The 15,938-nt window shown below is 64.9% G+C and carries 11 protein-coding genes; 6 read left to right on the plus strand and 5 right to left on the minus strand.

The window, feature by feature from the left end; all coding sequences use genetic code 11:
* The first annotated feature begins 127 nt into the window (after positions 1 to 127).
* Positions 128 to 1,135, plus strand: a complete 1,008-nt coding sequence (gene galE, locus ACOCMM_RS08460) for a UDP-glucose 4-epimerase GalE (protein ID WP_419552727.1) — start codon at positions 128 to 130, stop codon at positions 1,133 to 1,135.
* Between the two features lie 11 nt (positions 1,136 to 1,146).
* Here the strand turns inward: galE and ACOCMM_RS08465 are convergent, their stop codons facing one another.
* The gene (locus tag ACOCMM_RS08465; protein ID WP_419552728.1) at positions 1,147 to 4,593 is read right to left on the minus strand and encodes a glycosyltransferase family 2 protein; all 3,447 of its coding nucleotides are present in this window, start codon (positions 4,591 to 4,593) and stop codon (positions 1,147 to 1,149) included.
* Complete coding sequence (locus ACOCMM_RS08470) at positions 4,590 to 6,182, minus strand: hypothetical protein (protein ID WP_419552729.1); 1,593 nt, start codon at positions 6,180 to 6,182, stop codon at positions 4,590 to 4,592. The genes ACOCMM_RS08465 and ACOCMM_RS08470 overlap by 4 nt, the downstream gene beginning before the upstream one ends.
* 244 nt (positions 6,183 to 6,426) lie before the next feature.
* Between ACOCMM_RS08470 and ACOCMM_RS08475 the strand changes: the two genes are divergently transcribed.
* The 4 genes from ACOCMM_RS08475 (at position 6,427) to ACOCMM_RS08490 (ending at position 11,833) form a co-directional block, all read left to right on the plus strand.
* Entirely contained in the window at positions 6,427 to 7,815 is a 1,389-nt protein-coding gene (locus tag ACOCMM_RS08475; protein WP_419552730.1) for a sugar transferase, read from the plus strand.
* Positions 7,812 to 8,843: a glycosyltransferase family 2 protein gene (locus tag ACOCMM_RS08480; RefSeq protein ID WP_419552731.1), complete on the plus strand. Its 1,032-nt coding sequence runs from the start codon at positions 7,812 to 7,814 to the stop codon at positions 8,841 to 8,843. Before ACOCMM_RS08475 ends, ACOCMM_RS08480 begins: the two co-directional genes overlap by 4 nt.
* Before the next feature lie 61 nt (positions 8,844 to 8,904).
* Positions 8,905 to 10,620 (plus strand): N-acyl-D-amino-acid deacylase family protein, encoded by a 1,716-nt coding sequence (locus ACOCMM_RS08485; protein ID WP_419552732.1) that lies wholly within the window; start codon positions 8,905 to 8,907, stop codon positions 10,618 to 10,620.
* Positions 10,621 to 10,624: 4 nt separating this feature from the next.
* Positions 10,625 to 11,833, plus strand: a complete 1,209-nt coding sequence (locus tag ACOCMM_RS08490; protein WP_419552733.1) for a CaiB/BaiF CoA transferase family protein — start codon at positions 10,625 to 10,627, stop codon at positions 11,831 to 11,833.
* A gap of 45 nt (positions 11,834 to 11,878) precedes the next feature.
* Here the strand turns inward: ACOCMM_RS08490 and ACOCMM_RS08495 are convergent, their stop codons facing one another.
* The 3 genes from ACOCMM_RS08495 to ACOCMM_RS08505 all read right to left on the minus strand — a co-directional run bounded on the left by ACOCMM_RS08495 (position 11,879) and on the right by ACOCMM_RS08505 (position 15,225).
* The gene (locus ACOCMM_RS08495) at positions 11,879 to 13,213 is read right to left on the minus strand and encodes a bifunctional o-acetylhomoserine/o-acetylserine sulfhydrylase (RefSeq protein WP_419552734.1); all 1,335 of its coding nucleotides are present in this window, start codon (positions 13,211 to 13,213) and stop codon (positions 11,879 to 11,881) included.
* Positions 13,214 to 13,423: 210 nt separating this feature from the next.
* Positions 13,424 to 14,449, minus strand: a complete 1,026-nt coding sequence (locus ACOCMM_RS08500; protein WP_419552735.1) for a D-2-hydroxyacid dehydrogenase — start codon at positions 14,447 to 14,449, stop codon at positions 13,424 to 13,426.
* The gene (locus ACOCMM_RS08505; protein ID WP_419552736.1) at positions 14,446 to 15,225 is read right to left on the minus strand and encodes a 2-keto-4-pentenoate hydratase; all 780 of its coding nucleotides are present in this window, start codon (positions 15,223 to 15,225) and stop codon (positions 14,446 to 14,448) included. The genes ACOCMM_RS08500 and ACOCMM_RS08505 overlap by 4 nt, the downstream gene beginning before the upstream one ends.
* Before the next feature lie 144 nt (positions 15,226 to 15,369).
* Between ACOCMM_RS08505 and ACOCMM_RS08510 the strand changes: the two genes are divergently transcribed.
* A complete protein-coding gene (locus ACOCMM_RS08510) occupies positions 15,370 to 15,849 on the plus strand; it encodes an ArsI/CadI family heavy metal resistance metalloenzyme (protein WP_419552737.1) in 480 nt (159 codons plus the stop codon).
* The last annotated feature ends 89 nt before the right edge of the window (positions 15,850 to 15,938 follow it).

The raw sequence follows: 15,938 nt of genomic DNA on the forward strand, positions 1-15,938 counted from the left end.
GCGCGGGCGTGACGACGATGTCGACGACGCGTACGAACGCCTCCATGATGCGATCCAGCCCGAGGAAACCGTCGTTGTCCGTACAAACTGTTCGGGCGTCACGCCATGCGATCGACATCGTCGCCCGATGACGACACTGGTGACCGGCGGCGCCGGCTACGTAGGCAGCCATACCGTCGCAGCGCTGCATGCCGCTGGCAGGGACGCGGTGATTCTCGACGACTTCTCGAATGCCCAACGCGGTGTCGTAGCGGCGCTCCGCAGGTTGACCGGGAGGCGGCTCGAATTCGTCGATGGAGATGCCGCTGATCGCTTGACGGTTCGGCGGATCTTTGATGCCCATGACATCGATTCCATCATTCACTTCGCGGCACTGAAGAGCGTTCCCGAGTCGGTTTCGGAACCGCTGCGGTATTACCGGAAGAACCTCGACTCGACACTGACGCTCATTGAGCTGGCGACAGAGGGTGGAGTTTCACGCTTCGTATTCAGCTCCTCCGCAGTTGTGTACGGCTCAGCTGAGGAATTGCCCATCACCGAAGAAATGCCAGTGGTTCCCGAGAGTCCTTACGGCGCCACGAAACTCATGTGCGAGCGCATCCTCGCTGACGCCGCAGCCGTCTCGCAAGTGCAGTCAGTGCTCCTGCGGTATTTCAATCCTGTCGGGGCACATCCCTCCGGGCTTATTGGTGAGAATCCGCTCGGCGAAGCACAAAACCTGGTGCCAGTCGTCATGCAAGTAGCTCTGGGCACACGTTCCAGACTGGAGATCTACGGCGACGACTACGACACTCCCGATGGCACTCCCATCCGCGACTATGTGCACGTCATGGACCTCGCCGAGGGCCATGTCGCCGCCCTCAATGCCGACCTCGGTAACCACAGCAGCCGGGTGTTCAACCTCGGAACTGGCGTCGGTACGTCGGTAAACGAGGTCGTTCGGGCGGCGTCGGAGATCACTCAGCGGGAGATTCCGTTCGACGTTGTGGCGCGCCGGCCCGGCGATCTGGGAGAGTCGTGGGCGGACTGCAGTCGAGCTGCCGTAGAGCTCGGGTGGAGTGCCCGGCGGGACCTCAGGCTCATGCTGGTGGACCATTGGCGATTCCTCTGCAGACACCCGCAAGGACTGCCGTAAGGGGCGCGAGGTCAGTCTCGCGGCGATTCGTCTCCGGCCGGCAGTGGGTCACGCGGCTCACGGAAGAACCCGGCGAAGGCGAGGTCGCACCCTTCGCGGACTTCATGGGCTTGTTCTTCGAAGTACGCGTCGTTGACTCCCCACGTGTGCGCATCGCCGTGCCGCACCAACACATAGCCCTTGCCATGAGTGCGGTAGAGGCGACGTCCGCTGGCAACGACATCTTCGATCAAGGCCTTGTCGACCCCAGACGGGATTTCCTGCCAGCCAAGGATGGAGTCGAGGTCGTTACGGGAGATGATCATCGCGCCGCCGGCCAAGCTGAGTTCGGAGCTCAGCCGTTCGGCGCCGCCTCGAAAGCGGTGGATCGTGCGGTTGCTGCGTTCCAGATAGACGTACTCGGCCGCCTTCCCGACGAGGCATGCCCGTGAGTATTCGTGGGCGAGCACGAGATCCCACACATGTTCGGAACCGTAGAAGTCATCGTCGTCGAACTTGGTGAGCAAGGTGCCCGACGAAGCCTCTACGGCCGCATTCAGCACGGCGCCGAGCGATGCGGAAGCGGGCACTGGAACGACCTTGCTGGCGATGGGCAGTTGCCGTTGAAGACCGTCAATCTCAGCATGGTCGAAGCCATCGCCATGCAGGGCCAACACCAATTCGATGTGTGGGTAACTCTGTATCGCCACACTCTTGATGGCAGATTCGACCAGCGCTGGACGGCAGGTCGCCAGCAGAATTGAGACCAGAGGCGGCGCGGGTGCCTCGAGGTCAGCGACAGCGAACACTTGGCGGGCTCGAACTCGAAGCGAATGGTTCCGCAACGCCTCGCGTCGCATGGCCACACTGAGCGATTCCCTCTCCTGTTCGCTTGACATTGGGATCTTGGGGTCCGTCATCAACGTGTAGAGATCGGGCCCGAGCAGTGTTCGGAGATTCGGATCCTCGTCGATGACGTGAACTACGACGCCGCTTGCAGCGAGCGCGGCAAGCGACGCGGCTCGCCGTGGAGTGCTCTCGTGATAAAGCCCGATATCGACCACATGGTGAAATCGGCGGCAGGCCAAGATCTTGTCCGGATTTGTCGTCTTGCGGATTTCCAATTCTTCGGGCAGGAGCGCAACAGGACCAAGGGCCGCCGGCATACGACGGCACTCCAAAGACCAATTCTTAGGATTCACCTGCTCGGCGTCGAAAGCGGGCACCCGTGCAGTGGGATCGAGGTCGGCAACCTTGATGATGCGTACTGAAGCGCCGTCAGCCTCGATAGGCGCGCCAGAGGTGTCGTCGATCAGTACGGCCCGTGTCGCGTGTCCAAGTTCGTCATCGACCCGACTCGAAGCCTCGAAGATCTCGCTCGCCGTTGTTCCGCGCGCCACAAGATGGGGTCCGAGGCGATAGGTCGCTGGTTGGATTCCCAAGGTTGACGGACCAAGGGATTGGCGTGTCCACCTGTGGGCCCGGCGGGTCTTCCACATGGTTCGTCTGGAGGCGCGCCTGGCCCAGCTTTGGGCGCGCAGGGTCTTCCACATGGTTCGTCGGGAGGCGCGCCTGGCCCAGCTTTGGGCGCGCAGGGTCTTCCACATGGTTCGTCGGGAGGCGCGCCTGGCCCAGCTTTGGGCGCGCAGGGTCTTCCACATGGTTCGTCGAGAGGCGCGCCTGGCCCAGCTTTGGGCGCGCAGGGTCTTCCACATGGTTCGTCGAGAGGCGCGCCTGGCCCAGCTTTGGGCGCGCAGGGTCTTCCACATCAGCCATCGTGCGGCTTGCCGGTGCTTCCAGACGATCCAACGCAATCGCCACGCAAGTGCCGCCCCGACCCAGGCTCCCACGGCGCGGGCGAAGTGTGTCGCTTCTTCACGACTCCGAATCTGGGCCGCTTGCCGCGAGAAGCGTCGGGACATGTCGCGAATCTTCTGGATTCGTTCAGCAGCGGGAGGCCGTGCGGCCTGCCTTATGGCATGTGTCCGGCGACGATCAGCCCGCGCAGCGGAATCTGCCGCCTTTGCTGCCTTCCGCTCTTCCCGTCGAGGCAGCGTCGGCGCAGACTTCCGCGCTGGTCGCGCAGGTCGCGCAGGCCGCTCGGCACCCTCAGGCGGAGGCGGCTGACTCTTCGGTTGATTCTTCGGTGCCTCGCACGAGGCACCCGTCACAACTTGCTCCAGCGGCTTTCCTGTGCGCACGACCCGATGCACAAAGCGAGCTCGAGTGAGCGAGATCCTGTTGCCATCCGCCAAGTCCAGCGAGGTCTGCGCGGTTGATTTGAGCGTTCGACTCAGCCGCGCCAGGTCGTCCTTGGCCAATTCTGCGCCTGCAGGCACCGTGATATGGAACGCCGCTGCCGGCAGTTCCTCGGCTGCCGCGCCATCAGGCCCGAACTGCACGCGCGCATCTCCGCCGAGGAGCCGCCGGAGGCGCTCATACTCCGGGTCGTTGCCGGCGCGGCTGTGCGGAGACTCGTTGATCCAGACAACAAGGTCGTGCAGGGTGCTGCCCAGAATGCGCTCGACCGTGTCGAGCAGTGTCTCGGGATCAGCGCTGCCGGGAGTCACGGTCACCACGTACTGCGGCACCGAGAAGCTTCGGCCCGGCTTCGCCTGCCTGAAGCCGTGGTGCGCGATGAGCTGAGAGATCTTGGCCCGTTGGAGCTCGAGGCTGGCCTTCTCGTTGCTGCTCGGCGCCGCCCCCGGCCCTTGATGCCAGCACATCGCGCTGCGCGCCGGGACGAGTACGCCGCCGCGTGTAAAGGCTCGGTATCCGAATTCAGTGTCCTCGCAACCCCACTGGGTGAACGATTCGTCGTAGCCGCCCACAAGTTCGAAAAATGATCGGGAAACACCAAGATTCCCACCAGTTACGACACGAAAAAGATCGTCGGCGTCGGAGGTGAGCTCATTGGTACGCACCATGTGGAACTCGATCCATTCCGGTCTGTCGACTGCGCGGCCTTCGAACAGGTCGGACAGCGACCCGATTCGATTCCTGACGGCGTCTGCGTCGATGCCTGCAACGTCGACATGGGCCCGAAAACCGAGCGTCAGGACGTCGCTTGCGGCGTGATGCCAGCGGGCGTGCCCAGCCATCCAGCCGGCTTCGGGCATCATGTCGCAGTCCAGGAACGCGATGATGTCGTTCGAAGCGGCTTGGACCCCGGTGTTCCGGGCCCTCGCGAGGCCGAAACCCAAATCCTCTTGGTGCACGACTCGGATTTCGAACGGGCAATGTGACGGTGTCTCCAGCGGTACCCGTGAACCGTCGTCGACGACTACTACCTCGAAGAGGTCGCGTGGGTACGTCTGCCTCTCGAGGGCAGCAAGAGTCAGTTCGAGAGCCTCGGGTGCCTCGAAGTAGGTAATCACAACGCTGACCGAGCGCTCTGGCACGAAATGCTCCGCTGGAGCCGCGGGAAGCGAGCGCCAGTCGTTGCCCCGGATATCGGCAGGAGGTATGGGCTGGCTCACTCGACCAACTCCTCGGCAGTGATCAGCGTGTAGGACTCGCCAATCGCCAGCGCATTTGCCATTGCAGCCTCGGGGACGAATTCGGGAATGCGATCATTGCGGAGGAGCACTAAGTCCGATGCGATGACGTCGTCGAGCTTGCTCTCATCCAGCGACCACACGGGCAAATCAAGATAGTAGGAGGCCCACCGGGCTGTCGACAGGCCCGACGTGATCCAAATGAGTTCAGCTTCAGCGACCTCAGGCGCCGTCGCCGTGGCTCGCTCCAGAACCGCTCCGGCGTCGGCCGGATCGGTCAGGTAGAAGTCCCTTGTCGGTCCTGTTACGACGAAGGCCAGGGTGATCGCCGGGACCACTGCAGCGGCAAGGCCGAGCGGCCAGCGCAGCTTTGCGGCTGGGCCCTTCAGGGCACGCCGGACCCAGTCGGCAAGCGCAGCCACTCCGATGACAGTCGGAGCAAGCCAAGGGAAATTCCAGAGACGATGGATCCAAGCGCCCTGCTGGAAGACAAATGTCAGCGAAGCTGCGACAGCAAGGGTGACGAGCGCCGGGCCACGGGTGCGACGGTCGACGAACGCAGCCACGAGCGCTGGTAGCAACAGCAGCCTCAACCACCACGAGGTCATGAGTTCGTGGCTCGCGAAACGCCACTGGCGTGACAGGAACTCCCCGAAGCTGAAGTTTCTCTGCTCGATCGCTGTCGAGACATCGGTTCCGGTGCGGAACGCGATCCGTTCGCTGAGTTCGGAGATGTCGGTGGCGTTGAGCAACCACGCTGCCGTCAGCAACCCACCTGCGACCGCGCCGGCGAAGATCGCGACAAGTGAGGGCGACCAACCGAGGCGCGCCAACTGACCGAGGCTGCGAGGTGGGGTCGAGCCTGGGTTCTCGCCCTGTCGCCGTCGCTGGATGGTTCCGATAAACAGCCAAGGCACCAGAAGGCCGAGCGAGGCGATGGCAATCCACGAGTGCAACGCAGTGAACGCCGCGAGCGCGGCGGCTCCGGCTAACGCCCAGCGCGGCGGTCGCTCGATCTGACGCAATTTCGCGACCGTGGCGGTCAGGGCCAAGAGCAACGAGAAGCTGATGCCGTGACGTGCAAAGACGTAGAAAAAGCCCGTGCTCGACATGACCAACACAGCGAGCAACGTCGGTCCCCAACTCATTCCGACCACGCGCAGCACAGCGGCCATGAGAGCGACCGTCGCTGCGCCTATCAGGAAGTCGGTGATACGCAGGGCTGGAAGATTGTCGCCGAAGACTCCGATGGAGGCGATCGTGATGAACAGTCGCAGCGGTGGGTGATGCGCATAGGTGACTGAGGCGGGGGGCGGATCCGTGCGAGGTGGGATTTCGAATTCGGCGCGGATGTATGGATCCATCACTGCGCCGAACCGGGACTCCACCGGTCCCAACTCCCAGTAGTTCCGTGCTTGGAGTCCTGCACGGCCGAAGATGCGACCATCGTCGCTGTTGCCGAGCGGCAGATCGAGATCGGGCGCCCACACAGCGAACACCCCGACGCAGATGACGGCCACCACAGTCCAACCAGAGAGAAGGTGTGTCACGCGCCGTTGGGATGTCGTCATCGTTGGCCTCTCCATCCGCATTGGTTGGGCCAGGAGAACGCGACCGAGAGGACCGCAGACTGTGACGCACCGAGCGGTCGAGGGAGCGCAGCGTAGCCTTGCTGTCGCATTGGCCAACGGGAGGCGTATGCCCATCGGCCCCATTTCCGAGACCGTTGAAGTCGGCGGGAGCGATAGTTTGCGGACTGCACCTTCGCCGGCCGACAGGGTGCGCGACGGTAGAGCGAGCGATGGGTTGTTTCGCGTGAAGGTCCAGTCCCGCACCCAGCCACGCGTCGCGGCCAATCATGCACACGAGATGACGCTGGCTGCGCCGCCGGAATGGCATCGATCGAGCCGTCAGGGATTCCGGTTCCTCTACGTCGTCGATGCGGTGACGCTGTTCGGCCTGATGGTGGCCATCACCGTTGTGCGATTCGGCCTGGACTGGCCGACCTATCCGCGGACCCACTACCTGATCGGCTTTGCCGTCGCCACCGCCCTGCACATGACCGTCTACTACTTCGGCGGTCTGTACGAGTTCGAGCAACGGCTCGGACATCGGCCCTGGCTTCCGCGAGCCATGCTGCTGACGTTCATGGCGGTGGGCGGCGACGCCACGGTCACCTTGTTGACGGGTCGCTACCTCATGCCACGGGGAAACCTGGTGGTGTTGGCGGTAGCCGGTGCCGTGCTGATCTCGTTCAATCGCTGGGGGGCCCGGCGCGTCCGTCAGCTGCGCACCGGCAAGCCTCGGATGCTGCTGATGGGCACCCCGGCCGATATCGACTCAGCTCGCGAGCATCTTGCCGACGCTGAGGCCGACGCCGTGGTCGTCGGCAGCCTGACCGACCCCACCCTGATCCTCCCCGAAGCAGATCGCCTGCTTGCCACCGAACTGCTGCTGTTGTCCGGACAGCCTCTCGACGCCATCTATCCCGCGCCGCTCGATGAACTGGAACTGCGCAACATCAGTGTCTTTCGCCGCATCACACCAGCTGACACGCTGCTGGGACTACAGCGCAGCCGACAGATCGGGGGCATGCCGTTTGTGGCGCTGCGGGAGCATGCATTGCCGATGTGCCGCCTGCGCTTCAAGCGACTGCTCGATCTCGCGTACCTGCTGCTCCTCGCCCCATTCACTCTGCCGCTCACCGCAGCAGTCGCCTTGTACGTGAGAATCGGTGGTGGTCGAGGTGTGCTGTATCGGCAGGAGCGAGTGGGCCGTGGAGGAGCGCCGTTCGTACTGCTCAAGTTCCGCACTATGACGCGTGACGCGGAGAGCAATGGGCCTGTGCTCGCTGCCTCGAACGACCCACGGGTCATGAGAGGTATGGGTTGGCTGCGCCGCACCCGGCTCGACGAGCTGCCGCAGCTGTGGAACGTGCTGGTCGGCACGATGTCGTTGGTGGGGCCCCGACCCGAGCGGCCCCAATTCGTCGCCCGGCTGGAACGCGAGATTGCCGGTTACGGCCGACGTCACGACGTGCCGCCCGGTATCACGGGGCTCGCACAGACGCAGGGCCACTACCAAACCGATCCGGGCTACAAGCTCGGTCACGACCTGCAGTACGTCGTCAACTGGTCGCCGGTACTCGACTGGGAGATCATGGCGAAGAGCCTCGTCGTTATGGCTCGCCGCAACGCCCGGTGAGCGACGCACAGACGGACAACGGGCGGCACGTCTCTGTGGTGATTCCGGCGCGCAACTGTGCGTGCGATCTGCCCGAATGTCTCGATGCGGTGAGCGCGCAGACCTTTGGCGGGCCGCTGGAAGTCATCGTGGCCGTGGCGCCGAGCAGTGACGGGACCGATCGTGTTGCTTCAGAGGCCAGTTGCAAGTGGCCGCTGCAGATTGTCGAGAACCATGCTGGCACGACGTCGTCGGGTCTCAACCTCGCGATCGGCGCTGCTGCCGGCGACGTCATCGTGCGGGTTGACGCGCAGGCCAGGCTGCCCCCTGACTACGTGGAGCGGGCGGTTGTGACCTTGGCGCGCACCGGCGCAGCGAATGTCGGCGGTGTGCAGCGACCGGTCGGGCAGCGTGGTTTGAGTCGGGTCATCGCGGCAACCGTGTCCTCGCGGTTCGGCGGGGGTCCGGCCGCATTCCGGCACGGCAGTCACGAGGGGCCAGCCGACACCGTGTACCTGGGTGTGTTCGACCCTGCCGTGCTTGCGTCCGTGGGCGGTTTCGATGAGTCGTTGGAACGAAATCAGGACTACGAGCTGAACTGGCGCCTGCGCGAACAGGGGCATGTGGTGTGGCTCGACCCCAGCCTGGTCGTGGACTACCAGCCTCGAACCAGCTGGGCGGGACTGGTACGCCAGTACTACGACTACGGCGTTTGGAAGCGGGTGGTGATCAGTCGCCACCCGCGCTCGACGCAGCCGCGGCAGCTTGCGGCGCCGGCGCTCGTAGTCGGCCTCGTGCTCTCAGCGCTCGAACTGGTGCGGGGCCGTTTGCGTGGGGGGATTCTGCCCGGCGCATACCTGAGCGCCTGCGCGCTGGCCGCAGCACGCCTTGGCCCCCGCCTTCCCGCGCTCGCAGATCGCCTTCGCGGGGCCGCAGCGTTCGCCGTCATGCACCTGTCGTGGGGAGCGGGGTTTCTCGTGGGGCGCCGCAGCAGGGCGCGGTCCTCGCCTACCGAATCGACTGGCCCGCAAGACGCGCCGGGGACCTGACCCCGCAAGGAGATCGGCCAGCCCCGGCTCCCGATTGGCGGCACTCACTACGCTCGGGACCATGGCTGAGGTCGTGATCCGTAACGGGACTGTGGTGGACGGGAGCGGCGGCCCACCGCGAACGGCGGACGTGGCCATCGACGGGGGCACGATCGTCGAGGTGGGCGAGGTGGCCGCCCGGGGTCAACGCGAGATCGATGCCGACGGGCAACTCGTGCTCCCGGGCTGGGTGGACATTCACACGCACTACGACGGCCAGGCCACCTGGGATCCAGAGATGACGCCGTCGTCGTGGCACGGAGTGACCACGGCGATCTTTGGCAATTGTGGCGTCGGGTTTGCCCCGGTCCGGCCGGGCACCGAGGACTACCTCATCAACCTGATGGAAGGTGTCGAGGACATTCCTGGAACCGTCCTCGCCGACGGCATCGACTTCTGCTGGACCAGCTATCCGGAGTACCTCGACGCTCTCGAAGGGACACCTCGGGTCATGGACATCGGCAGCCAGCTGCCGCACGGGGCGCTGCGGTTCTTCGTGATGGGAGATCGAGGTGCCGACCATGCCGAAGTGCCGACCGCCGATGAGCTGGACCGGATCACCACGCTCGTCACCGAGGCCTTGGAGGCGGGAGCGCTCGGTTTCACCACCAGCCGTACCACCAAGCACAAGGCCGCGGACGGTCGCCTGACGCCGTCCCTGTCGGCGGGCGATCCCGAACTGGCGGCCGTCGCCCGTGCGATGCGACACGCGGATGCTGGGGTGCTGCAGGTTAACTCCGACTTCGGACCCGGCGAGTTCGCGACGCTGCGGGCTGCGGCGGAGCTCTCGGGACGCCCGCTGTCGGTCCTGTTGTTGCAGGTGGACAATTCGCCCGAGTTGTGGCGCGAGACGCTGGCGGACATCCATGCTGCCAACGCCGACGGCATCGCCGCCAACGGACAGGTGGGCTGCCGGCCGATCAGCGTGCTGCTTGGACTGGATGTGTCGGTGAATCCCTTCGGAAACCACCCGGCCTATCGAGAGATTGCCCACCTGCCGACGCCCGAGCGAGCAGCCCGTATGCGCAACAACGAGGCCCTGCGGCGCGCGCTCGTCTCGGAGCGGCCGGTCGACGGATTCAGCAAGTGGATGGATTACGCCCTCACACGCGCCTTCGAGCTCGGTGAGGTGCCCGACTATGAACCCGACCCACGTGCTTCGGTAGCCGCCCGCGCGGCGGATCTTGGCATGAGTCCATGGGAGCTGGCTCTGGATCTGTTGTCCGACGGCGACGGCGACGCCCTCTTGCTGTACCCCTTCGAGAACTACACCGGCGGAAGCCTCGAAGTGATCCGCGAGATGCTGGCGGACCCTTACACGATCTGCGGGATCGGCGATGCGGGAGCGCATGTTGGCACGATCTGCGACGCGTCCTATCCCACGTACCTGCTGACCCACTGGGCTCGGGATCGCACCCGTGGCGAGGGGCTGCCCTTGGAGTACCTGGTGCACAAGCAGACCCGGGCCAACGCGCTGGCTTATGGGCTGGCCGACCGCGGCCTGCTGGCGCCGGGGTGCCGCGCCGATCTCAACATTGTCGACTTCGACGCACTCGGTTTGGAACCGCCGCAACTGGTGTACGACCTGCCGAGCGGCGGCAAGCGCCTGATCCAGCGGTCGACGGGTTACCGGCACACGTTCGTGGCAGGAACCGAGGTGTCGACCGACGGCGAGTTCACCGGTGACCGTCCCGGCCGGCTCGTGCGTGGTGCCCAAGCAGACCCTGCGAACAGTTGAGGCTGTGAGCCAGGCATCAGCACCTGGCCCTGCGGCCGGCGAGCAGACCCTCCCGCTTGTGGGCTTCGTCGTGCTCGACCTGACCATTGCTCGGGCAGGTCCCACCGCCGTGCGCCAGCTGGCGGACTGGGGTGCCGACGTGATCCGGGTCGACGCACCTGGCGGCAGTTTCGAGGAGAGCCGCGAGCAATCGCCCGACCATCTCAATATTCATCGCAACAAACGGTCCGTGGTGATCGATCTCAAGCACCCGTCAGGCCGCGACCTGCTGCACCGATTCGTGCAATCTGCTGATGTGCTGATCGAGAACTTGCGACCGACGGTCAAGTACCGGCTGGGTTTCGATTGGGAGACCTTGCACTCACTGAACCCGGCACTCGTCATGGGCTCGATCTCCGGTTTCGGCCAGGAGGGCCCCTACGCAACGCGTGGCGGCGTCGACCAGATTGCTCAAGGCCTTGGCGGGATGATGGCGGTCACTGGCCTGCCGGGGCACGGCCCAGTGAGAGCTGGTGTGGCAATCAGCGACGTGACGGCCGGGTTGCAGCTCGCCATCGGAGTGCTGGTGGCGCTGATCGAACGATCCCGGACCGGCATGGGCCGCTGGGTGCACACATCACTGCTTGAGTCGATGATCGGCATGCTCGATTTTCAAGCCGCCCGTTGGACGGTGGCGGGGGAGGACCCGCCGCAGGCCGGCAACGACCATCCCACGATGATCCCGATGGGGACCTATGAGGCTGCCGACGGGCATATCAACATCGCCGCTCCCGGAGGCCGCCTGTGGCAGGCGTTCTGCGCAGAGATCGGTCGCCCGGATCTGCCCGACGACGGACGCTTCTCGTCGACGAAGTCGCGCTCGGCCAACCGCACCGAGCTGAACGCCATCATCAGCGAGCGCCTCGCTGGCGCCACCTGCGACGAGTGGGTCGAGCGGTTGAACGCCGCGGGTATCCCGTGCGGGCGCGTCAACACGGTGGCCGAAGCGTTTGCCGATCCGCAGGTTCAGCATCTCGGCATGGCCGCGCCGGTGCATCACCCAACTGCTGGCGACATTCGCATCGTGCGCAATGCCACCCAGATCGATGGTGTGTCCGGCGATATTCGCCGACACAGCCCGACCAAGGGCGAGCACACGGACGAGATCTTGGCCCAGTTCGGGTTGGAACCCGACGAGATCGCTGCCCTGCGAGACGCTGGCGCCGTCCGTTAATCCCGTCGGCCGGCAGTGAGCGCCGACCGCGGTATGTTCCCGACTTCAGATCGACGTTGCGGCCTCGAAGCCGGTGTCGAGGTCGGCGATGATGTCGTCGATGGTCTCGATGCCGACCGAGAGACGAACCAGGTTCGGCTGGACGCCGGTGTCGGACTGCTCAGCCGGAGTCAGCTGGCTGTGCGTCGTGCTGGCCGGGTGGATCGCCAGGCTGCGCACATCGCCGATGTTGGCGACATGGCTGTGCAGGCTGAGGCTTTCCACGAATTTCTGACCGGCTTTGACGCCGCCGTCAATTCCGAACGCCAGCACCGATCCCGCTCCCTTGGGCAGGTACTTGCGCGCCCGCTCGTTGTAGGGGCTCGAATCCAGTCCTGCGTACAGCACCCACTCGACTCGCGGATGGGCTTCGAGGTATTTCGCAACCTGCACCGCGTTCGACACGTGACGCTCCATGCGAAGCGACAGCGTCTCGATGCCCTGCAGGAACAGGAAGGCATTCATCGGAGATACCGCAGCGCCGATGTCGCGCAGCAGCTGCACTCGCGCCTTCAGGATGTACGCGCCAGCGCCCAGAGCCGGCCAGTAGGCCAGTCCGTGGTAGCTCGGATCGGGCTCCGTGTACATCGCATGACGCCCAGAGGCGCCGAAGTCGAACGCGCCGCCGTCGACGATCAGGCCGCCGATGGAAGTGCCGTGACCGCCGATGAACTTGGTGGCCGAATGCACCACGATGTCCGCGCCGTGTGCCAGGGGCTGGCACAGGTACGGCGAGGGAACCGTGTTGTCCACGATCAGCGGGACGCCGACCTCATGGGCGACCGCCGAAACGCCTTCGAAATCCAAGATGTCGTTCTTGGGGTTGCCGATGGTCTCGCCGTAGTAGGCCCGTGTGTTGTCCCGCGTCAATGCGCGCCACTCGTCGAGGTCGTCGGGGTCGTTCACGAAGGTGACCTCGATGCCCATCTTCGGCAGCGTGTAGTGGAACAGGTTGTAGGTGCCTCCGTACAGCGACGGGCTCGCCACGAGGTGGTCGCCCGACTCAGCCAGGTTCAGAATTGCCAGCGTTTCCGCGGCTTGCCCTGACGACACCGCCAACGCTCCGGGCAGACTGACCGCAGTGCGTACTCCGCCCTCGAGCGCGCTGATGCGCTCCTCGAGCACGTGCTGGGTTGGATTCATGATCCGCGTGTAGATGTTCCCGATCTCCGCCAGACCGAACAGATTCTGAGCATGCTCGGAGCTGTCGAACGTGAATGACGTTGTCTGGTAGATGGGGACGGCGCGGGCGTTGGTGGCGCTGTCAGGCGCTTGGCCCGCGTGAATCATTCGGGTTTCGAAACCCCATTGCTCGTTCTGGGTTTCGATTGAGTCGCTCATGGCGACCTCCATTTCTTACGCCCCATGAGGCGGGCCATGCCTTCCTCGGCCTCGGTGCCGAGCGGCAGCACTGTACCGGTGAATCCCGACCTGTCCAGTCGGATTTTGCATGACAGATCGGTGTCGAAGTATTGGTGCCGGGTTCTTGGGTGGTCTGAGCCGTCGTTCGATGCACAGCGAGCAGGACGGCTGTGCAATGAGTACGCCGGCTCAGAACCCCGTCTGCTTGTCGACGACGCCCTCCAGCGGGCGACCTTCCCGCAATGCCACCAGATTGCGGCAGAACCGCTTCAGGTTGCGCCGTGCGCGGTGTTGGCTCGCTCCAGCGGTATGGGGTGTCATGACACAGTTGTCGAACCCCCACAGCGGGCTGTGGGCGGGCAACGGCTCGGTGGGTGCGACATCGAGAGCCGCCCCGCCGATGCGTCCCTCGGCCAGCGCACGTTCCAGCGCCGGTCCGTCGATGATCTCGCCGCGGGTCACGTTGAGCAGGATCGCCCCATCGGGCATCAACGCGAACATGTCGTCGTCGAACATTGACCGGGTGTCGCCGGTCAGGGGCAGGCCCACTGCCAGTACGTCGCTCGTGGCCACGATGTCGCTCAGCGATTCAGGCCCGCCGACGGTCTCGACGCCCTCATCAGGTGGGACGGGGTACAGGTCCATCGCCTGAACGTTCATGCCGAACGCGACTGCCCGGCGGGCGATATGCCGGCCCGTGCCGCCGAATCCCAGAATGCCCATGGTCAGGCCTTCGAGCTCCAGCTCGCTGTAGCGCATCCGCTCCCGGAGGTCGTTGTCCCATCCCTCGGGACCGAGCTTCACCGCAGTAGCGATGCGCCTGACCAGCGCCAGCAGCAGGCCGAACGCATGGTCCGCGAGGTGGCTGCCGACCAAGCCCTTCTCGCCAGTGAGCACGACGTCACTGGCGAGGAACTTCGGGTACATGAACATGTCGACGCCTGATGCCGTTGCATGGATCCAGCGCAGGTTCGGCGCTGCATCGAACAGCCACTCGGGCACGATGCCGAGGATCACCTGTGCGTCTGCCGCCAAGGGAACGCCGTCTCGAGGCCGGTCCGCGATGTTCACCACGGCGCCTGGCCCGGCCGCGGAACGGATTGCGGCTTCGTCAGCTTCGCTGACGTCGGGCAGCGTCAGCGTCTTGGTGACGAGCACGTTGAGCGGCCCGTCGGGCACTTCCAGAATCGTCGGTCCGGGTATTGCAGAACTCATGAGATGGTCGCCTCCACGACTCCGATGCCGCTGTAGTGAGCCGTCCAGGTCTGACCAGGTTCAACCCGGAAGCGGGCGTAGGCACCGGTGATGACGCTCTGACCCGCCTCGAGGGCCATGCCGTGCCGGTGCAGTGTGGCGGCGAGCCGGGCGATCGACAGGTAGGGGTTGTCGACCTCGTCCGCGGCCGTGCAGCTGAAGCGCTCTTCGCCATCGCACGAGACCGTCACCACGCAGCGGTCGAGATCTACGGCGACCGGGGCGGCCACGCCGGAACCCTGCACGATGGCCCAGTTCGTCAGGTTGTCGGCGACAAGCATGGCGAGGTTCCCGCCGATGTTGATCCGCGCCTCGTTCACCTCGTAGCCGGCGCAGGCCTGTGAGATGCGGGCGGGCACCGAGGCCGGATCGACATCGTCACCCGCGATGCGCTCGCCGATCACAAAACACATCTCGGGCTCGATGCTCACCTTGTTGATCTCTGCCGACGGGATCGAGCCTGGCGATTCGAGCACGCGATTGACGTGCCCAAATGGGCGGTCATCGATACCAACGGCAGTGCGTGCGCGATCCGACGTGAGACCCACCTTCCAGCCTGCTTGCGCAGCGCCATTCGCGACCGCTCGTCGCTGCATCTCGCACTGGATCCCAAGCCCGTCCTCGAAGCCCAGATCGGCAAACACCCCAGTCGGCACGTCACCGCCGTTCGCGTAGAAGCCCGAGAGCGCGTCGGCTGCCGCGAGCTGTGCGGGGTTGAGCTGCCTTGGCGGGGTCACAGCGGCGCACCTTAGAGGCCGGGCGGCTCGTGAGTACAGCGAACACGAGCGGGAGATCGGGTTCCGCTGCCCGGTCTTGGCACGCACCTACAGATGTCCGGGATCGTCCTTCGCGATGCATGGCGTTCGCCGTAGTGTGATCCCATGAGGTTGCAACTGGCGCTCAACGTGGACGACATCGACCAGGCCGTCGACTTCTACTCGCGATTGTTCGGCACGGAACCTGCGAAGCGGCGCGACGGATACGCGAATTTCGCCATCGACGAACCGCCGTTGAAGCTTGTGCTGTTCGAGTCGCCGGGCGACGGCGGCACGATCAACCATCTCGGCGTCGAGACCACGTCGGACGATGAGGTGTTTGCAGCGCAACGGCGCCTCACCGCGGCCGGCCTGGAGACGACCGGCGTCGACGAGACCATGTGCTGCTACGCCGACAAGGTCGAGACCTGGGTCACCGATCCGGCCGGTGTCGAATGGGAGTGGTACGTCAAGACCGGCGACAACGAGGTCCGCGACAACGTGGTGGTTGCCAACCCGGTCGCTTCCAGTTCAGGCGCTGCCCCCTGCCGCTGCCCCCAGCTGAGTTCAACTCCGGCTGCTCCTGCGGGGAGGCTGAGCCGATAGGCGGCGAAGCCGTGGCCCGAGCGGCCCGTGAGCGCAGCGAACGAGAGCGGAAGACAACAGGTTCGACAACCGAGGGATTGCCTATCCGC

It is taken from the genome of Candidatus Poriferisodalis sp., assembly GCF_965198245.1.
Classification (GTDB): Bacteria; Actinomycetota; Acidimicrobiia; order Acidimicrobiales; family Poriferisodalaceae; genus Poriferisodalis.

Excerpts from the sequence above, each read along its gene's own strand:
- galE (WP_419552727.1), top strand. The coding sequence starts at position 128 with ATGACGACACTGGTGACCGGCGGCGCCGGCTACGTAGGCAGCCATACC.
- ACOCMM_RS08470 (WP_419552729.1), bottom strand. The coding sequence starts at position 6,182 with ATGACGACATCCCAACGGCGCGTGACACACCTTCTCTCTGGTTGGACT.
- ACOCMM_RS08485 (WP_419552732.1), top strand. The coding sequence starts at position 8,905 with ATGGCTGAGGTCGTGATCCGTAACGGGACTGTGGTGGACGGGAGCGGC.
- ACOCMM_RS08495 (WP_419552734.1), bottom strand. The coding sequence starts at position 13,213 with ATGAGCGACTCAATCGAAACCCAGAACGAGCAATGGGGTTTCGAAACC.
- ACOCMM_RS08500 (WP_419552735.1), bottom strand. The coding sequence starts at position 14,449 with ATGAGTTCTGCAATACCCGGACCGACGATTCTGGAAGTGCCCGACGGG.
- ACOCMM_RS08510 (WP_419552737.1), top strand. The coding sequence starts at position 15,370 with ATGAGGTTGCAACTGGCGCTCAACGTGGACGACATCGACCAGGCCGTC.